Raw genomic sequence first — 16,471 nt, 5'->3', positions numbered from 1 at the left:
GTGTGGAAACACGGACTTTTCTGGTTTCTTACTGTCCGCCGACGGCGGTGGGAAGCAGCCGAAGTTCGGCCAGGCGGGCCGTAGTTGCCCCGTCAAGGTCCACTGTCACTGACCTTGGAGAAGAACCCCCATACCGGCTCCGGTACTGCTCTTCCATAACTCCGAGCCTAAAGCTAAGTATGCTTAGCAGTCAAGGGATAGGAGTGCTCTATCTCACATTCCTTGTGATTGAGTTGGTAACGCTACCCTCTGAGCTCCGGGTCCTTGCTTGATGCCGTGGGTTGGCATCCGCTTCGGCCAGTCCTACCGCCAGTACCGATGCCAGGACCAGTGCTGACGCCGGAGCCAAGACGGCCCACGGGGCCCGTTCCACGTAGCCGATGCCCTCCGCCAGGATGAGCCCCCACTCGGGTGAGGGTTGCTGCGGGCCCAGGCCAAGGAACCCGAGTGCGGCAAGGGCAAGGGCGATGCCCGGCAGCCGAAGCATCGCATGGCGAACCAGGGGCCTGGCTACCGCGGGCAGGATATAACGGAGCACTATACGGGCCCGGCCCACTCCCAGTACCGGAAGGATCTGCATGTACGGCTGCGCCCGCGCCTCGTGCGCAAGGGCGGCCGTGTGCGCAGCCAAAGGGGCCCAGCTGACGGCGGCCACGGCCAGCGCCGCGCCTTGGGCAGACGGACCGGTGATGGCCGCGACGACTAATCCGGCGAGGATTGGCGGCGCCGCGTTGGTCACCTCGAGGGGCCCGGCGGCGGCGCGCGGGAACAAGCCGACGGCGATTCCCACGGCCAGGCACACGAGGACCACTGCCAAGGCGGTCCCCAGTGTTCCCAGCACCCCATGCCCCACCCGGGCCAGCAGATCCCGGCCGGCCGCGTCCGCCCCGAACGGCAGCGCCCACGTAGGTGCGGCCAGCCTTGCGTGGGCAGAAGTGTAGGGGTCGCGGAGCAGCCCCGCTCCGATCATCAGCAGCAGTGTGGCTGCAGCAACTACCGGTCCGGCCAGATGGCGGCGGTTCCCGGCTCGTGACGGTGCCGGCAGCGGAAGTGTGCCGAAGCGGACCGCAGGGCCGATCAGAAGGTACCGGGCCGCCGTCGTCAGCGTTCCCACCAGCAGTGCCAGACCCAGCAGAGCCAGCATTCCAGCTTGGAGAGTGGGGATGTCCTGGGCGCTGGCTGCCCCCAGGAGTGCGCGTCCAAGCCCCGGGATGGCGTACACCTTTTCCACCGCGACGGCCCCACCGGTCAGGCCGATAAGGACCAGCCCCACCTGCGGCAACACGGACGGCAGCGCGCGCCGGAGCACGGCCGCCATGAGTTTCACGGGGCCCGCGCCTGCCAAGCGCCACGTGGCCATCCATTTTTCACCGAATCCGGAACGGAGGGCATCGGACAGGAGCAGTCCGACAAGGCCGCCCGCAGGTATCCCGAGCGAGAGGGCCGGCAGGACGGCGTACTCCGGTCCCTGCCAACCGAAAGGGGGGAACCACCGGAGCCAGATGGAACCTGCCACGAGCAGCATGGCGGCGAGGAGGAACTCCGGCAGGGAGGTGAGGGCGGCGGCCAGGGCTCCGGACGCGGGCCTGCGTTGTTGCCGGACGCCATCCACCACGGCCGGTATACAGATCAGCAGCGCAATGAACATCCCCGCCGCGATGGCGAATCCCATCAGCGTCACCGAAACGCCCAATGCGGCCGCTACCCCGGGCCCAACAGCAGTGTTGCTGATCCACGACGTCCCGAGGTCGCCGGCGAAAACCCCTTGGATCCAGGACAGCAACATGGCGATAGGACCCTGGTCGAGGCCGAGCTCATTGCGGATGGCGGCCAGGGCCTCCGGTGTGGGTTCCCTGTCCGAGTACCGGGCGCGGAGGATGGTGTATTCGGCGCCGCGGCCGGAGAGCCACGGCAGCATTCCGATCAGCACCACCAGCCCCAGCAGGGCCCCGGTCCGCGAGGCGGTGGTTATCAGGAAGTCCCTGCCGGCGAGCATCATTTTGTGGCGCCCGTGCTGCCGGCGTCCTCCGTGGGACTGCTGATCCCGGTCCTGCTGCTAATCAGGGCCCGCTCCCGCGGATCCCGCTCCGCCCCGCGCACCCGGCTGGACTCCCCTTGGATGACGCGTTCGTGCAGGAGCGGCATGGCGGCATCGCGGGCCAGGATGAGGCTTTCAACTGCCGCGGTGGCGGCGCGGCGCTCGGGGCCGGCGGGAATGCCGGCGGCTTTGGCGAGGGCGGCGTCCACTTCTGGATCACAGAACTGCGAGATGTTGAAGGAGCCGGTGCAGGAGAAGTCGCTGTAGAGGTAAGCAACAGGATCGCCCGAATCGAGCACCGTAGCCCGGGAAAGGATGAAGGCGTCGAACTTGCCGGCCAGCGCGTCCGCCTCGATGTGCTGGTACTCGCGGACGTCCTGCTCCACGATGAATCCGGCGGCTTCCAGCTGCTGCTCGAGCTGGACGGCAACCTCGGGCAGTTCAGCGCGGTCCGTGAAGGTGCCGAGCCGGATGGTCTTCCCGGTGGCTGCGTTGGCTGCATTGGCCCGGGCCCGGGTGGCCAAGGTTGCGGCATAGTCGCTGCTGTTCCGCTCCTCCGCTGCCCAGGGCAGTGCGGGGCCCAGCAGGCCGGCGGCTTTGTCTGCCCGGCCCTCATAGACCCGGTCCACGATGGTGCCGGCGTCGATCGCTTCCCGGGCCGCGGCGCGCATGGCCGGATCAGCAAAGGGACCGGATGCCGTGTTCAGGTAGAGGGTGTTGGTCCGCGGCATGGGGACCTCATGCACCAGTGCGGGGTCGATCCCGGCGGTTTGGCCCACGGGGATGGCTTCCACGATGTCCGCATCCCCGGTCCGCAGCGCGGCTGCCCTGGCGGTTCCATCCGGAACGAATTGCACGTCCACGCCGTCGGCTTCCGCCCGTTCGCCCCAATACCCGTCGAAACGGTCCAATCTCGCCGACGAAGTGCCCTGGACCGAAACCAGCCGGAAGGGCCCCGTCCCGGCGTTCACGGGGTCAACCACACCGCCCTGCTGGTACGCCGAGCCTGCAAGGATGGCCAGCTGTGGACCGGACAGCCGCTGCGGCAAAAGGGGGTCGGGCGTCGCGGTGGTCACGGTTAGGGCAGCCGGGCCGTCCGCCCGGGCAGTCAGCTCCACACCGTCCAGGATCCTTGGCTTGGGGCTGGCCTTTGCTGCGGCCATGAGGGAGGCAACAACCTCGGCAGACGTCATGGCGGTTCCATCATGGAACGTCACGCCGTCGCGCAAAGCGAAGCGCCACGACGTCTGATCCACCTGCTGCCACCCGGTGGCCAAGGCGGGCCGCGCTTCGCCCAGATTGTCCAGCTCCACCAGGGTCTCGGCCGTCTTCCAGCGTGAGAGCTTATAGGCGTCATCGCTCAGCGGCGACAACCCGGACCGGGGAGGTTGGAGCATGGCCAGTTTGATCCGGCCGGCACCCTCGCCGCTGTCCGCCTGTGGGGTCCCCGCGAAGCATCCGGTCAGACTGGTGGCGAGCAGCAGGGCTGAAAGTGTGGCCACCCCTGTGCTAAGTCGGTTTTTGGGCACGGTGATTTCCTGTTCGGCAGATGTGAGGTTGTGGGAGGTGGCCGGCGCCGGGCGCTGGTCAGGTAGGGGAGAACGGGTTGGTGTGCTGGCTCTCCAGCAGGAGTGAGGGTGCTAGGGGGCAGCCGCCGGGACTGCGTGTGGAAGGCGCGCGGCAGCTGCCGCCTGGACCAGGGCGACGGCGGCCGGGCTGACGGGAGCTGCCAGCACCAAGTTCGTTGGTCCTTGTTCCACGATGCGGCCTTCGGACAAGACGGCGGTGCTGCCGCACATCCTCGCGGCGGTGGCAAGATCGTGGGTTACCAGGAGCAATCCGAGGCCTTCCTCGTGCACCAGCCGGTCCAGGAGTTCGAGGACGGAATCGCGCAAGGGCAGGTCCAGGCCGCTGACGGGTTCGTCTGCCAACAGATAGGCGGGTTTCACTGCCAGGGCGCGGGCGATGGCCACCCTTTGGTTCTGGCCGCCGGACAGCTCGCCCGGCCTGCTTTGCATCATCGAAGCCGGCAACTCCACCCGCTCCAGGGCCTGGCCCGCCAGCTCCCTGTGGTTACCTTCCACCCGCAGTTGCCGCAGCGGTTCCAGCAGCAGCTGCGAAACGGTCATCCGAGGGTCCAGGCTCCCGGCCGGATTCTGCGGAATGTACTGGACTGCCCGGCGGTACCAGCGGAGGCGGCGGGCAGGTCCGGGCAGTATTGCCTGCTCGCCAAGAGTGACCGTACCGGTGCTTGGTTTTGCCAGGGCCAGCATGATCCGCACCAGTGTGGATTTGCCGGAGCCGGAGCTTCCCACCAGCGCGGTGCCGGTTCCGGGTGTCAGGCGCAGGGTGACGTTCCTCATGGCGTCCGCTGGTTTCCGGCCGGGAAGGCCTCGCCTGCTGTACCTGAAGGAGATGTTGTCCGCGACCAGGGCCCCGGTCATGCTGCCACGGCCGTTCCAGGATGTGCCGGGTTTGCGGCGCCCGTCAGCTTTCCCGCAGTTGCCCGCGATACTGCCGATGCCCCTGTTCCGGCAGCTGCCAGTGAAAGCGAGTCAGCCGTGGCCGCCCGGAGGAGCCGCTTCGTGTAGGGATGGCGGGGACTAAGCAGCAGCTCTGCCATCGGGGCCGCTTCCACGATCCGCCCGCCTTCCATCACCAGTGCACGGCTGCACAGGGAAGCTACGGCGGGAAGGTCGTGGGTGATGAAGAGGAGGCTGCGGCCCCCGGCACCCCATGCGGCGAGGGCCGCAAGAACGGTGTGCCGGGTGACGGCGTCCAGGGCTGTGGTGGGTTCGTCTGCTATCAGGATGGTGCTGCGGCATGCCAGGGCCAGGGCGATACAGACCCGCTGCAGCTGCCCGCCCGAGAGTTCACCGGTGTAGCGCAGCATGATCTCCTCCGGGTTTTCCAACCCGGCCCGCGCCAGCATCAGCGCCGCCGAACGCCGCGCTTCACGCCGGCTCACTCCGGACCTTCGCAGGGGAATCATCAATTGTTGACCGACCGGTACCAGCGGATTTAGGGAAGTCTGCGGGTCCTGGCTGATGAGCGCGGCTGGCGCAGCGCCCGATGCCAGCCTCTCGCCGGCGCCGCCCCCAAAGGAGATCTGCCCATTCACGGGGATCCCGTCCGGCACGGTACCCATCAGGGCAGAAGCAGTCAGCGACTTTCCCGATCCCGAGGCCCCGAGCAGCGCAACACTCTCGCCGGCTTGGAGGGAAAACGTCAGGTCATGGATTATCCGGCGCCCGGCATACGTAAGTGCGAGGTTCTTCACCGATAGGGCGCATGCAGGCATCAGGACATCGTTTCGTAGCAGGACTCATGGATCGGTCCTCATACTAACAATAATCATTCGCATTAACGCAAGTGCTCGCGCGGGTCCATCGATGCCGGATTCACAAGTCGCGGTGCCGGGTTAAAGCATCGAGTGCTCCGTCACCGCCCTATTGGAGCTTCAAAAGGGCGGTGACGCAGCACTCGATGGACTCGAGGGACAGCCAGGTTTAGGCGTAGGCGTTGACCAGCCGGACTGCGCCGCCGTCCACGCCCTTGGCGCCCTGAACGTAGTCCGGGCCGGACTTCAGGATCGATTCCGAATCCTCGGTGACGGTGCCCATGATCCAGGACGGAAGGCCCCGCTCGTTGAGGCGGGCAACCGCGGCGTCGGCGGCGTCGGCGGACACGATGGCCACCATGCCCACGCCCAGGTTGAGGGTGCGCTCCAGGTCTGCCAGCGGCACGTTGCCCAGCTCGGAGACCAGCTTGAAGATGGCCGGCAGCTCCCAGGTGGCGCGGTCCACGGTGGCCACGAGGCCCTGGGGGAGTACGCGGGCCAGGTTGGCGGCGAGGCCGCCGCCGGTGACGTGGCTGAAGCCGTGCACAGCGGAAGTTCCGGTGACGGGGAAGGCGCGGGCCAGGTCCAGGCAGTCAGCAGCGTAGACGCGGGTGGGCTCGAGGAGCTCCTCGCCCAGGGTGCGGCCGAGTTCGGAGACCTGGCGGTCCAGTGCCCAGCCGGCGTGGTTGATCACGCGGCGGACCAGGGAATAGCCGTTGGAGTGGAGGCCGGAAGAAGCCATGCCGATCACAACGTCCCCGGCGCGGACACGGTCCGGTCCCAGGAGCAGATCAGCTTCAACCACACCGGTGGCAGCACCGGCGACGTCGTATTCGTGCTCGCCCAGCAGGCCGGGGTGCTCGGCGGTTTCCCCGCCCACCAATGCCGTGCCGGCTACGGAGCAGGCGGCGGCGATGCCGCGGACAATATCGGCGATGCGCTCGGGGACTACCTTGCCGCAGGCGATGTAGTCCGTCATGTACAGCGGCTCTGCGCCAACCACCACGATGTCGTCCACCACCATGCCCACGAGGTCGAAGCCGATGGTGTCGTGGATGTTCATGGCCTGGGCGATGGCTACCTTGGTGCCCACGCCGTCGGTGGAAGTGGCCAGCAGCGGCTTCTTGTAGGTCAGGAGCCGGGAGACGTCGTAGAGGCCGGCGAAGCCGCCCACCCCGCCGATCACCGAGGAGTTGTGGGTTGCCTTGACGGCACCCTTCATCAGCTCGACGGCGCGGTCGCCGGCTTCGACATCCACGCCTGCGGACGCGTAAGTGATGCCGGCGGAGTTGCCGGAGGCGGGGGCAGCGGAAGTCATACGGACTCTTTCTTGTCAGCGCCGGTGGTGGCGGCGTGCACGTCTGGCACAAGGTCGGCTTCGGTCAGCAAATTCTCGAATTCGGAGTCTGGCCCCGGATCGCAGCCTGTGGCGCCGGGCTTCTCCGAGGGGTCCTCCTCGGAGTCCACCGCGAGTGCGGCCGTTTCGCCCGGAAGGGACGACGGCGAGGGCTTCAGGCCGCCGAGGTCCGTGCGTTCGAGGAGGTTCTTGCCCAGCTTGTCCGAGCCTGGGAGCTCGATGGGGTACTTGCCCGTGAAGCAGGCGGTGCAGAGGCGCTCCCGCGGCTGGCGGGTGGCGCCGATCATGCCGTCCTCAGAGATGTAGGCCAGCGAATCCGCGCCGATCGCCTGGGAAATCTCTTCGATGGTGGCGCCGTTGGCGATCAGCTCCGCACGCGAGGCGAAGTCGATGCCGTAGAAGCAGGGCCACTGCACGGGCGGGGAGGAAATCTTGACGTGGACGGCGGCCGCACCGGCTTCACGGAGCATCCGGACGATGGCGCGCTGGGTGTTGCCGCGGACGATCGAGTCATCCACCACCACCACGCGCTTGCCGCGGATCACGGATTCGAGCGCGTTGAGCTTGAGCCGGATGCCCAGCTGGCGCAGCGTCTGCGAGGGCTGGATGAAGGTGCGGCCCACGTAGGAGTTCTTCACGAAGCCGTGGGCGAACGGGATGCCGGATTCTTCGGCGTAGCCTACGGCGGCGGGGGTGCCGGATTCCGGAACGGGGATCACAATGTCCGCCACCTGCGTGTTTTCCCGGGCCAGCTGGCGGCCCATCTCCACACGGGACTCGTAGACGGAGCGTCCTGCGATGGCGGCGTCCGGACGCGCAAGGTAGACGTACTCGAAAACGCAGCCCGCCGGCGTCGGCTCCGCGAAGCGCTGGGACCGGACACCCTGCTCGTCGATGGCGATGAACTCGCCGGGCTCGATCTCGCGGATGTAGCTTGCGCCCACGGTGGCGAGTGCGGACTGCTCGGAGGCCACAACCCAGCCGCGCTCCAGCCTGCCCAGGACCAGCGGGCGGATACCGAAGGTGTCGCGTGCAGCGTAGAGGGTGCCCTCGTCCATAAAGACGAAGCAGAAGCCGCCCTTGATTTTGGGCAGGAGTTCGATGGCCGTGTCTTCGAGGGACTTGCCCGGCTCGCCCTCCAGCAGGGCCGTGACCAGGGCGGTGTCCGAGGTGTTGCCCTGCTTCATTTCGCCGGTGAGCTGGCCGCCGTTGCGTTCCTGGATCATGGCGTTGAGCTCGGCGGTGTTGGTGAGGTTGCCGTTGTGCGCCAGGGCCACCGTGCCGGTGCTGGTGGCGCCAAGGGTGGGCTGGGCGTTGGCCCAGTGGCTGGCCCCGGTGGTGGAGTAGCGGCAGTGCCCCACGGCGAGGTGGCCGGTGAGGGTGTTCAGGGTGGTCTCGTCGAAGACCTGGGAGACGAGGCCCATGTCCTTGTAGACGTTGATCCGGTTGCCGTCGCTGGTGGCTATACCAGCCGACTCCTGACCGCGGTGCTGCAGTGCATACAGCCCGTAATAGGTAAGTTTTGCTACTTCTTCACCTGGTGCCCAGACTCCGAAAACGCCACAGGCGTCCTGCGGGCCTTTTTCGCCAGGGAGAAGATCATGGGAAAGTTTTCCATCGCCGCGTGCCACTGGTCGATTATCTCACGATATGCGCTATGACTTTTCCGGCCGCCCGTTTGTGACCGGCTACTGCTGGTTGTCCGGATCGGGTTCGGAGTCGGGAACCGCTTCCACCACTGCCCGCTGCTGCCGCTTGACGCTCCGGCGGTCCAGAACCAGTGCCAGGGCGGCGCCCAGGATCGCTCCCGCGCCGGCGAACAGCACCAGGAAGAATCCGAACACCGAGCCGGGGTCGAACTCCGGGGTTGCGGGCAGGCCGTAAGCCACGGCGGCCGCCACTGCTACGCCCACCAGTGCGCCCAGGATGAGGAACGGCACATACTTGGGGGCGCGGCGGACGGTGACCTCGCGGCGCTCGGCGGCGGGTTGTTCAGAAGGCATGCATCAAGCCTACATTTCCGCGGTTGCCCTATCAGTTACGGCTACGAAAACCCCGGTTTGGGGACCGTATGTGATAGGGCAACGGGGGTTAGCTGCCGCGGTACGTCGAGTAGGCGAACGGGCTGAGCAGCAGGGGGACGTGGTAATGCTCGGAGCCCGTGACTTCGAACACAAGGTCCACCTCCGGGAAGAAGGTGGGGGTCTGCAGCCCCGCGTAGTAGCTTCCGGTGGCGAAGTTGAGTTTGTAGTGCCCGGGCTCCAGCTGCTCGGGGCCCAGGTCCTTCGCGCGGCCATCCGCGTCGGTGGTGGAGCCGGCCAGCTCCTGCCAGGTGCCGCCGTCGTTTTTGAACAGTACGACGGCGACTCCCGCCGCCGGGCGTCCGGCACCGGTGTCGAGGATATGGGTGGTGACGTGCGAAACGCTCATTCGGTGATCAGTCCTTCGAGCCGCAGAACGGCAATTTCGCGCAGCTGCTGGGCCACGATGCTGTCTTCTTCGGCAGGGGAGTTTTCCAGCCGCTCCTTCAGGGCCTGCAGGATCTCGGGGGCGGTGCGTCCGGCAGCCCGGATCAGGAAGACCCGGCCGAACTTCTCCTCGTAATCCCTGTTGCCCTGGGCCAGAGCCTGCGCAATGCCGGCGTCCGCGGGGTCTACGCCAGCCTGCTCGGAACGGGACATGGACGCTTCGGTGCTGGCCGCCGTCGGGCGTTCGCCGATCCGTGGATGATGCACCATGGCGGACTCAACCTCCGCCGAAGTGAACGGATTCGCGGCTTCAGTGGCGAATGCCAGGAGCGCTTCCCGGCTGGAAAAGGGCCGGGCGGCCGCTACGGTGTCCACCCAGCGCTGGACGTCGATGCAGGGCTTAAGTGTTTCCGCGGCCCGCTCGGGATCCGCAGTGTTGAATTCGGCAAGCTTCATGCTGGCTGCTTCCTCGGTGACAAATGCTGGCATCCACGGTGACGGCTATGCGGAGGCCGGAATGTCCGGCGCCCTGTCACCGAAAACGGCCAACAAGGCTTCCGCATCATGGAACTGTTATTTCAGCATACGTAATATTGAAGTTGAACCCGGTGGTCGTGTCAAGAGATTACAGCAGCACCCGAGACCCAGCCGGTATCATCACGGGAGAGCCGCGGGCTCGGCCGGTAACGCTGGGGACACAAGATGAAGATGGACGGGACGGCTATGCAAATGCTGACCGATCGGGAGTACGCGCGGGACCTTGACCTGCGGGAGTACGGGCTGTTGCCTGCCGCTGCGGGGCAGCTTCCGGAGCTGCCTGACGAACGGGCCCGTGCGGCCCTGAACAACCTGGTGCGGCTGGCTGCGTCATTGTGCTCGGTCCCGTACAGCGTGGTCAACATCATCACCTCTGACCAACAGCTGCAGATTGCCGCCTCGGGCATTGATGCGGGCATCTGCTCCCGCGAGGATTCCATGTGCGCCAGCGTGTTCCTCGATCCCGGGACAACCGTGGTGCGGGACGCCTCCCGGGATCCGCGCTTTGCCTCCAACCCGTTTGTGACGGGGGAGACCGCGGAAGTCCGCTTCTATGCCTCCGTACCTCTCAAGACTTCCAGCGGGCTGGTTTTGGGCTCTCTCTGCGTGTTTTCCGATGCCGCCGGGCTTCCCACGCGTGAGCAGATCGAGCTGGTGGAAGTATTGGCGCATCAGGTGGTGGAGCTTCTTGAGCTGCAGCACCGGACGCTGCAGCTCAACGAGGCCCTTGCGGAACTCCAGCGCAGCAACGCCATGCTGGCCGAGTTTGCCGGCCGGGTCAGCCACGACCTTCGCACTCCGCTCACCACCATCCTTGGATACGTGGAGTTGGCGGAAGATGATCCCGGGATTCCCCATAGCCACCCGGCCAAGGAGTACCTGGAGCACATCGGCAGCGGAGGCCAGCGCATGTTGAGCACCTTGGACGACGTTCTCGACTACTCCCGGGCCGACGGACAGCTGAACCGGGAACAGGTATCCCTGTTGGCAGTGACCGCCGAGGCGGTGCAGGACCTCGGGTTGGACCTCGGCCTGGGCAGCGGCATCCTGTGCGAGGACTCCAAGCTGTACGCCGACCAGGGCCAGCTGCGCACCATGGTGCAGAACCTGCTCGCCAACTCACTGAACTACCGGGATGGGCAGCGGGACCTCAAAGTGACGGTTACTGCCACCCGTTGCCCCAGGGGAGTCACTGTCCAGGTGGCCGACAACGGCAAGGGCATCCTCCCGGAGGACCGCGCCAAGGTGGTGGAGCCCCTGGTGCGGCTGCACCGGGCCGGCGACGGCCCCGGGACGGGGCTGGGCCTGGCGACCTGCCGCAGGATTGCCCAGGCGCACGGCGGAGAACTGGCCATCACGGATACCCCTGGAGGCGGTACCACGGTATCGGTGTTGTTCCCGTCCGAAGCCTAGAAGTCCTGCGCAGGCTGGTCAGCCCTGGGACGTCCGGGTCAGGACCCAGGTATTGGTGCCGTCCTGCCGCTCGAAGATAACGGTGGTGACCAGCGCCTGGATCAACGCCAGGCCACGGCCGGACTCCGCCTCCTCATCCTGCGCGGTGGGTTCCATCGGCCCGAAGGGCGGCTTGGCGTGGTAGGCGCTCACGCGGGCCTGCAGGAGCGTAGGCCGGACTGTGATGTCCACGCCCAGCTCCACCGGATCCTGCCCGGCGGGCTCCGCGTGCTGGATGATGTTGGAGGCGGACTCAATCACGGCGGTGGTAAACGTCATCTGGTCCATGTCCTGCACGAACGGAACGTCCAGCCAGAGGCTGTCCAGATCATTGTGGACGGCCTCGATCGCGTGCTCGGCCGCCAGCCCGCGGAAGCTGCGGGACGCAAGGACCTCAGTCATCGCCGAACGCCTCCTCGGCGGTACCGTAGGCCGTCAGGACCTTGTCCATGCTGGTGAGCTGCAAAACCATCTTCACCTGCGGCTGCACAGCGGCGATCCGCAGGTCCCCGCCCGCCTGCCGGGCCGCCTTCAGGCAGCCGATGAGCGCCCCGAGGCCCGAGGAGTCCATAAACGCCGTATTTTCCAGGTTCACCACGATCCGGTTGGACCCGCCTGCGATTACGTCGGTAACAAACTCGCGAAGCTTCGGCGCGGAGACCATGTTCAGCCGCCCGTCCGCCTTGACCTCCGCATACGAGTCCTTGACCTCATAGCTAAGCTCCATCTGGATTCCTCTCTGTAACAACCGCCGGTTCTGCGGCCGGCTCATAACCCTTGTAAAGCACTGCGCGCACCAGGATGCTCATCACCACCAGGTCGAAGATGACCCAGGCAACATTCACCAGGGTGCCCAGCGGTTCCGCGAGGCCCGTGGCCAGGCGGATGAGGCCGACGACGGCGGCCACGGCCAGCAGCACGGACACCACAATCTGTGGCTGGACGAGGCTCCAGCTGGGCCCGCCGCTCTGGCGCGCTTTAGGGGTGACGGCAAAGCCGAGGGGACGGCCGAACCATACGTTGCGGGCCGCCGTCGAGCACGCCTTGATCCAGGTGGGGAACAGGGCAAGGCTGTACTGCTGGCCGCGCCAGGTGGGGATGCCCCGGCCGGCAACGGCGAACAGTAACTGGTTGGCCACCATGAACGGGATGAACCGGACGAAGAAGTCCCCGCTCAGGCTCGTCACCGGCAGGATGCCCAGGAGCAGGTAGATGATGGGCGCCGCGAAGTAGATGACCGCCGCGTAGCCGCTGAGGTAGGTCCACATGGTGGCGAAGTACATGAGCCGCTGGCCGAGCTTGAGGCCCTTCTGCACCAGCGGGTTCTCCCGCAGCAGCACCTGGATGGTGCCCTGGGCCCAGCGCAGGCGCTGCGTGAGCATGGTCTTCAGGTCCTCGGGGGCCAGCCCGTAGGCCAGGATCTCGTGGTGGTAGACGCTCTCCCAGCCCATGGCGTGCATGCGCATGGCCGTGGCCATGTCCTCGGTCACGGAGATGGTGGCCAGCGGCATTACGGGCTGGGCTTCGTCATTGCGTTCCACGGACAGCGCGTCCAGGACGGCCTGGACGGACTCCAGGGCACCCAGTGGCGACCAGTCGCGGGCGGACATGCGCTGGACGGCATCGTCCGCAACCACGGGAACGCCGGACTCGCCCACGTGGGCCAGTTCCATGGCGGCGATTTCCTCGAGGTCTGCCTGGAGGGCTTCGACGTCGGCCATCACCAGGGTCTGCACGGCGGCGTCCACGCGGCGGCGGACCCGGTAGGTGATCTCGCTCAGTGCTCCGCCGTCGTCCAGCTCCTGCTGGGCTTCCCGGGTGGCGGCCTCCACTTCGTCGAGCACCTGGGCAACCAGGGGAGTCTCCACGTCCGCGGACTTCCGGGCCTGCTTGATGGCCGAGCGGGAGGCGGCCAGCGCCCGGCGGATGCTTTTCTCGGTTTCCTTCACGTAGCCCACCAGGCCCAGCTGCATCAGGGCTTCGCGGCGCAGGATGGCGTTGGAGCCGCAGAAGAAGGCGGCGTTCCAGCCGTCCTTGCCCTGCTGGATGGGGCCGTAGAAGAGGGGTGCCTGGCTGCCGAGCGGATCGCTGGCGGGGACGTTGCTGAAGTACTGCGGCGTCTGGACCAGCGCGACGCGGCGGTTGTTGAAGTAGCCGAGGGTTTTTTCCAGGATGTCGGGCTCGGGGATCTGGTCCGCGTCCAGGATCAGGAGGAATTCGCCGTGGGTCTGCATCAGGGCGTTGTTCAGGTTGCCGGCCTTGGCGTGCCGGGGAAGGTCCTTGGTCCAATCCTCACTGCGGGTAACGTAGCCCAGGCCGTGCTGTTCGGCGAGTGCCTTCAGCTCGGGGCGTGCGCCGTCGTCCAGGATCCAGGTGCTGTGCGGGTGCCGGATCTTCTGGGCGGCCAGGGCGGTGGTCATCACCATGTCCAGGTCTTCGTTGTAGGTGGTGATGAAGACGTCGACAGTGGCATCATGCGGTGGCTGTGGAGCGGCCTTGCGGACTTTGAGCTTCCACACCGTCATGCCGAAGAGCATGACGTCGATCAGGCTGTAGGTCTCGGCGATCACCAGGGGCAGGGCTATCCACCAGGCCTCCCAGTTGAGGGACGCGGCCCAGCGCCAGGCGACGTAGTTGAGTCCGGTGATGACCGTAAGCACCACAACCAGCCGGGTCCAGAAGCGGGTCATGCCGCGGACTCTACCGCCAGCCGGCGGACGACGACGACTGTCACGTCATCCTCGGCAGTCTCGGCAGGGGCCAGGGCAAGGATGGCGCTGCTCACGGCTTGCGCCGAAGGCTGGCCCTGGGTGGCGCGGCGGACTGCTTCGGTGAAGTCCTCTACCGAATCGAAGACGTCCAGCACGCCGTCGCTGACCACCACCAGGGAATCTCCGGGGGCGAGTTCCAGGGTGGATTGCGGCCACTGTGAGCCGGACCAGGCGCCCACCGGGGGACCGGCTGAGGGGAGCCGGTCAGCAGCCCCGGCGGAGCGGACGTGCAGCGCAAGTCCATGCCCGGCGTCCACATAGCTCACTGTTCCCGACGCTGCGTCCAGCCGCGCATGGAACAAGGTGACGAATGAGTTGGAGGAGTCCAGGTCCGCAGCGATCGCCTTGCTGGCCGAAGCGAAGGCGTTGTCGAGGTCCGTCCGGTGCCCCCGGGAGCGCATGACCGCCCGGACCGTTGCCGCGATGAGTGCCGCGCCCATGCCCTTGCCCATGGCGTCCGCGAAGGTCAGGTGGAGTCCGTCGGATGTCTGGTACCAGTCGTAGAAGTCCCCGCCCACGCTGCGGGAGGGGCGGAAGGCGCCGGCAACGTCGTAGCCGTCCACGCGGATGTCCTCCTTGGGGAGGAGGCTTTGCTGGACCTCCGTGGCGCGTTCCAGTTCGCTGCGGGTGGCGGAATCGGCGGCGGGGGAGGGCCGTCGGCGGAAGAGTGCGTTGATGCGCGACTGGAGCTCCCGAGGGCTAAACGGCTTGCTGATGTACTCGTCCGCCCCGTTGTCCAGGCCGGTCAGCTTGTCCAGTTCGTCGGCGCGTGCTGTGAGCATCACGATGAAGGCGTCGGAGAATTCACGGAGCAGCTTGCACACTTCGAGGCCGTCAATGTCCGGCAGGTTCAGGTCCAGTGTGACCAGGTCAGGCTGGCGGCGGCGGACTTCCTCCACGCCCGGCAAGCCGGCGCCGGCTTCGGTCACGTCGAAGCCTTGCTTTACCAGGACACGGACCAGGAGCCCGCGGATGTCCGGGTCATCCTCGATGACAACGGCGCGACGGATTTCGGGGGCAGAGACCATACGTCTACTTCTACAGTATTAACCGCATCAGGGCATGTCGCGGGCTTCACAGCCCTGAATTGACTCCTGCGGATTTGCGCCGATCGGCCCTGCCTTTGCTGTTGCCGGCGAGCCGTCTTGCGCTCGCCCTCGGGCCTCCTTGCCGGATCTTGCGTAAATCTTTGGACCGGCTTGCCTGGACGTTGAGGAAGGCCCGCCACACTCAAAGCAGACAGCAGGTTCCCCGGGTGAGGTCGACGGCGACCGCCCGGGGGCTGGACGGCTTGCGGGAAGGCGAAGCAGCCATGGAAAACACCAACATCAAGGACTGGATTGCGGCGGCACCTGCCACCGCGCCGGCATCAGGGCAACAGCCGGGCGAGCCGGCGTCCGGCCCAAAGCCGGGCAGGCCGGTACCACGTGACGTGCTGCGTGCGGGCCTGGACAAGGGCAGGGCGTTGCTGCGCGTTTACTTCCACTCACGGAAGGTGCGTGCCGCGGCCAACGCGCTTGCGCAGGCACTTGCGGAGTCGCGGGAGGCGTCAAGCTGGCCGGGTGACCGGCTTCCGGTGGGTGAGGAGATGTCCGCCCAGGTGGAGAAGCTGACGCGCCGCCTCAAGGTGGAGACCGAGGCGCAAAACAGGCTGGAGGCCCTTTTCAAGAGTGTGGGTTTGGGGCGTTCCGCAGCGGTGGTTTAGGTGCCACACTTAGGAGCAATCGAGTGGCTGGGGGATACAGTCAGGAGATTGCAATGGCTTGGTATACGGGGTGGGCGTACCTCATCGCCGGACTCATGACAATGGATGCCCTGCTCCTGGCTCTCTGGGCCATCGACGAGGACTGGCCGAATAACTGGCGGAAGAAACCCTGACACTTGCCTAACTTCCCAGCTTCAGCCGCATCAGCACGCGCGGGAAGCCGTTGAGTACCGATTCCGTGTCCGCCGCTTTGGCGAAGCCCGCGTCCTCGAAGAGTTTCCGGGTGCCGACGTAGGCCATGGTGAGATCGACTTTCTGCCCCTGGTTGTCCACCGGGTAGCCCTCGATGGCCGGTGCCCCGTAGCTACGGGCCATGTCTATGGCGCCCTTCAACAGCTGGTGTGAAATGCCCTGGCCCCGATGCCCGGGACGCACCCGGATGCACCACACCGACCACACGTCCAGGCCGTCCACGTGCGGGATTTTCCGGTTGCCGGCGAAGCTCGTGTCCGAACGCGGGTGGACCGCTGCCCACCCCACGGGTTCGCCGTCGTCGTACGCCACAACGCCCGGCGGGGGATCCTGGGCCACCAACTCCCTCACCAGGTCTCCGCGGTCGGTGCCGCGCAAGGCCTGGTTCTGTCTGGACGGGATGCGGTAGCTCAGGCACCAGCAGACGTTGGCGTCGGGCCGCTTGGGCCCCACCAGCGCCCGGACGTCCTCAAAGTCGGTAGCCGGACGGACCTCGATCACCATGCGGCCATCCTGTCACTGGCCTGAAAGCCAGGCAACGGAGGGGCGGT

17 protein-coding genes are annotated in these 16,471 nt (G+C 66.6%); 2 read left to right on the top strand and 15 right to left on the bottom strand.

The window, feature by feature from the left end; translation table 11 throughout:
• Positions 1 to 28 precede the first annotated feature (28 nt).
• The 10 genes from AC5RVY_RS04695 to uraD form a co-directional block, all read right to left on the bottom strand.
• Complete coding sequence (locus AC5RVY_RS04695) at positions 29 to 157, bottom strand: hypothetical protein (RefSeq protein WP_493953520.1); 129 nt, start codon at positions 155 to 157, stop codon at positions 29 to 31.
• A 51-nt stretch (positions 158 to 208) separates the two neighbouring features.
• Positions 209 to 1,999: an ABC transporter permease subunit gene (locus AC5RVY_RS04690; RefSeq protein WP_493953519.1), complete on the bottom strand. Its 1,791-nt coding sequence runs from the start codon at positions 1,997 to 1,999 to the stop codon at positions 209 to 211.
• Complete coding sequence (locus AC5RVY_RS04685; protein ID WP_493953518.1) at positions 1,996 to 3,567, bottom strand: ABC transporter substrate-binding protein; 1,572 nt, start codon at positions 3,565 to 3,567, stop codon at positions 1,996 to 1,998. Before AC5RVY_RS04685 ends, AC5RVY_RS04690 begins: the two co-directional genes overlap by 4 nt.
• Before the next feature lie 111 nt (positions 3,568 to 3,678).
• A complete protein-coding gene (locus AC5RVY_RS04680; RefSeq protein ID WP_493953517.1) occupies positions 3,679 to 4,482 on the bottom strand; it encodes an ABC transporter ATP-binding protein in 804 nt (267 codons plus the stop codon).
• Complete coding sequence (locus AC5RVY_RS04675) at positions 4,479 to 5,339, bottom strand: ATP-binding cassette domain-containing protein (RefSeq protein WP_493953516.1); 861 nt, start codon at positions 5,337 to 5,339, stop codon at positions 4,479 to 4,481. Before AC5RVY_RS04675 ends, AC5RVY_RS04680 begins: the two co-directional genes overlap by 4 nt.
• Positions 5,340 to 5,547: 208 nt before the next feature.
• Positions 5,548 to 6,696, bottom strand: coding sequence for a phosphoribosylformylglycinamidine cyclo-ligase (gene purM / locus AC5RVY_RS04670; RefSeq protein WP_493953515.1), 1,149 nt, complete (start codon positions 6,694 to 6,696; stop codon positions 5,548 to 5,550).
• Complete coding sequence (gene purF / locus AC5RVY_RS04665) at positions 6,693 to 8,366, bottom strand: amidophosphoribosyltransferase (protein WP_493953514.1); 1,674 nt, start codon at positions 8,364 to 8,366, stop codon at positions 6,693 to 6,695. Before purF ends, purM begins: the two co-directional genes overlap by 4 nt.
• Positions 8,367 to 8,423: 57 nt before the next feature.
• Positions 8,424 to 8,738, bottom strand: coding sequence for a hypothetical protein (locus AC5RVY_RS04660; protein WP_493953513.1), 315 nt, complete (start codon positions 8,736 to 8,738; stop codon positions 8,424 to 8,426).
• 88 nt (positions 8,739 to 8,826) lie between these two features.
• Positions 8,827 to 9,165 carry a hydroxyisourate hydrolase gene (uraH, locus tag AC5RVY_RS04655; protein WP_493953512.1) on the bottom strand — a complete coding sequence of 113 codons (339 nt, stop codon included), beginning with the start codon at positions 9,163 to 9,165 and terminating at the stop codon, positions 8,827 to 8,829.
• On the bottom strand, positions 9,162 to 9,659 hold the full coding sequence (uraD, locus tag AC5RVY_RS04650; protein ID WP_493953705.1) for a 2-oxo-4-hydroxy-4-carboxy-5-ureidoimidazoline decarboxylase: 498 nt from the start codon (positions 9,657 to 9,659) through the stop codon (positions 9,162 to 9,164). Before uraD ends, uraH begins: the two co-directional genes overlap by 4 nt.
• Positions 9,660 to 9,926: 267 nt before the next feature.
• On the opposite strand from uraD, the gene AC5RVY_RS04645 reads away from it, so the two are divergent.
• Positions 9,927 to 11,153: a sensor histidine kinase gene (locus AC5RVY_RS04645; protein ID WP_493953511.1), complete on the top strand. Its 1,227-nt coding sequence runs from the start codon at positions 9,927 to 9,929 to the stop codon at positions 11,151 to 11,153.
• 18 nt (positions 11,154 to 11,171) lie between these two features.
• Here AC5RVY_RS04645 and AC5RVY_RS04640 read toward each other — a convergent pair whose 3' ends face one another.
• Genes AC5RVY_RS04640 through AC5RVY_RS04625 form a run of 4 tightly spaced genes read right to left on the bottom strand, consistent with a single transcriptional unit; the run spans position 11,172 to position 14,991 of the window.
• Positions 11,172 to 11,594 (bottom strand): ATP-binding protein, encoded by a 423-nt coding sequence (locus AC5RVY_RS04640; RefSeq protein WP_493953510.1) that lies wholly within the window; start codon positions 11,592 to 11,594, stop codon positions 11,172 to 11,174.
• Positions 11,587 to 11,919, bottom strand: coding sequence for an STAS domain-containing protein (locus tag AC5RVY_RS04635; RefSeq protein WP_493953509.1), 333 nt, complete (start codon positions 11,917 to 11,919; stop codon positions 11,587 to 11,589). The genes AC5RVY_RS04640 and AC5RVY_RS04635 overlap by 8 nt, the downstream gene beginning before the upstream one ends.
• Complete coding sequence (locus tag AC5RVY_RS04630; RefSeq protein WP_493953508.1) at positions 11,909 to 13,882, bottom strand: glycosyltransferase family 2 protein; 1,974 nt, start codon at positions 13,880 to 13,882, stop codon at positions 11,909 to 11,911. The genes AC5RVY_RS04635 and AC5RVY_RS04630 overlap by 11 nt, the downstream gene beginning before the upstream one ends.
• Positions 13,879 to 14,991 (bottom strand): PP2C family protein-serine/threonine phosphatase, encoded by a 1,113-nt coding sequence (locus tag AC5RVY_RS04625; protein ID WP_493953507.1) that lies wholly within the window; start codon positions 14,989 to 14,991, stop codon positions 13,879 to 13,881. Before AC5RVY_RS04625 ends, AC5RVY_RS04630 begins: the two co-directional genes overlap by 4 nt.
• Positions 14,992 to 15,275: 284 nt before the next feature.
• On the opposite strand from AC5RVY_RS04625, the gene AC5RVY_RS04620 reads away from it, so the two are divergent.
• Positions 15,276 to 15,668, top strand: coding sequence for a hypothetical protein (locus AC5RVY_RS04620; RefSeq protein ID WP_493953506.1), 393 nt, complete (start codon positions 15,276 to 15,278; stop codon positions 15,666 to 15,668).
• 180 nt (positions 15,669 to 15,848) lie between these two features.
• On the opposite strand, the gene AC5RVY_RS04615 is transcribed toward AC5RVY_RS04620, so the two are convergent.
• Positions 15,849 to 16,424, bottom strand: a complete 576-nt coding sequence (locus AC5RVY_RS04615; RefSeq protein WP_493953505.1) for a GNAT family N-acetyltransferase — start codon at positions 16,422 to 16,424, stop codon at positions 15,849 to 15,851.
• Positions 16,425 to 16,471: the final 47 nt, after the last annotated feature.

The sequence above is a fragment of the Arthrobacter sp. Ha26 genome, assembly GCF_059091705.1.
This window is presented reverse-complemented; position numbering and strand designations above follow the sequence as displayed.